The organism is Cocleimonas flava, assembly GCF_004339015.1.
Classification (GTDB): Bacteria; Pseudomonadota; Gammaproteobacteria; order Thiotrichales; family Thiotrichaceae; genus Cocleimonas; species Cocleimonas flava.
This window is the reverse complement of record NZ_SMFQ01000010.1, coordinates 1-1196: the sequence shown is the minus strand read 5'-3', so window position 1 is coordinate 1196 and position 1196 is coordinate 1. Positions and strand designations below refer to the sequence as shown.

Sequence of the window (1196 nt, the reverse complement as noted above, 5' to 3'; positions counted from 1 at the left end):
CGTTGCTACATCGAGCTACTACATAATGGCCTTTAGCAGCTAACTAAAGGTGGGTCTCAGTTTACCCGTTCTTTAACTTTAGTAACCATACAAGTAGCTTCATCAGAACCTCGCTACGCTCGTTCTGCTGAGCAAGGCGTTAAGCTAAAAAACTTAATTGATTAGGCTAAAAGTATGAACTGCTCACAAATATATATTGGCCTTGAATTTGCTGTAAAAGAGACTGAAAGTGAAATTTTTAGTATTGAATTAATATCTGATTCCGACGCTGAATTTCAGTTGCTCAATAAAATATTCAAGCAACCCTATATCTATTATCTAGCTCCCCACTCTGGCTGCGGCTGTGGGTGGGAAGTTATGAACACCGATACAGAGTATGACGAGCTTTCAAAGCAATCTCTAAATGAGCTTGGATTATTTGTAGGCTCAGTGTGTTTAAATCAGACAATCCATGTATTAACGTGCAACCAATCCGCAGTTGGTTTTGCACCTGAATTACAAATAGAAACAAATGCAAAAGACTTTATTGTCAACCTAGAGAATCTACGCCCAAAATTCGGTGAAAATCAGGCTATGTTATATAAAGTAAAAGCTTAACAAGGTGCTTAAGTCAGGGAACGCCAAAAGCAGGCGTCCCCTTAGCAAAGCGTTATATTCTAAAACAACTAAAAAAGTGCCTAAAAGTACGGGGGTGTCTAAATTTCAGCTTATGAAAAAAACATGAATCAACTAATTGGCATTGAAACAAAACGCTATTCTACTTTTATGAAGTTAGTCTTAGAGGAATTCTGTGAGAATGTATCTATTCAAATAGGCACTGGAGTAACTAAGTCAAAAATTAAAACTTACGAAGATAAAGATATTCCATGGTTATTACAGAATTGGTGTACAAATAAGAAATTAAAATCAACTGCATTTTTTAGCCTAAAGCAAAATGGAGAAGAGCTATTTGGTTTTTTTGATCATCCTGACAATATGTGGTCTGATATATCTACACTTCCTTTCATTGAAAAAGCAGCTTCAAATAAGGTTATTTATTTTAATGTAGTTGATAGATCAGAGGAAAAATCATGGTTTTCAAAACTAATGAACAAAATAATATAACAAGTGACTGTGGTTCCAAGTCAACCTTTTAAGCCAATTTTTCATCCCAAACCTCCCCTTTTTTCACCATTGTATTGAGTATGGTAATCATC

General features: G+C 35.3%; 2 protein-coding genes. Both read left to right on the top strand.

Annotation, left to right across the window (positions count from 1 at the left end; genetic code table 11):
• Nucleotides 1-174: 174 nt before the first annotated feature.
• Complete coding sequence (locus EV695_RS20115) at nt 175-597, top strand: hypothetical protein (protein ID WP_131907826.1); 423 nt, start codon at nt 175-177, stop codon at nt 595-597.
• A gap of 123 nt (nt 598-720) precedes the next feature.
• Nucleotides 721-1104 (top strand): hypothetical protein, encoded by a 384-nt coding sequence (locus EV695_RS20110; RefSeq protein ID WP_131907825.1) that lies wholly within the window; start codon nt 721-723, stop codon nt 1102-1104.
• The last annotated feature ends 92 nt before the right edge of the window (nt 1105-1196 follow it).

What these genes read in the sequence shown, in the direction of transcription:
- EV695_RS20115 (WP_131907826.1), top strand. Translation starts at nt 175, where the DNA reads ATGAACTGCTCACAAATATATATTGGCCTTGAATTTGCTGTAAAAGAG.
- EV695_RS20110 (WP_131907825.1), top strand. Translation starts at nt 721, where the DNA reads ATGAATCAACTAATTGGCATTGAAACAAAACGCTATTCTACTTTTATG.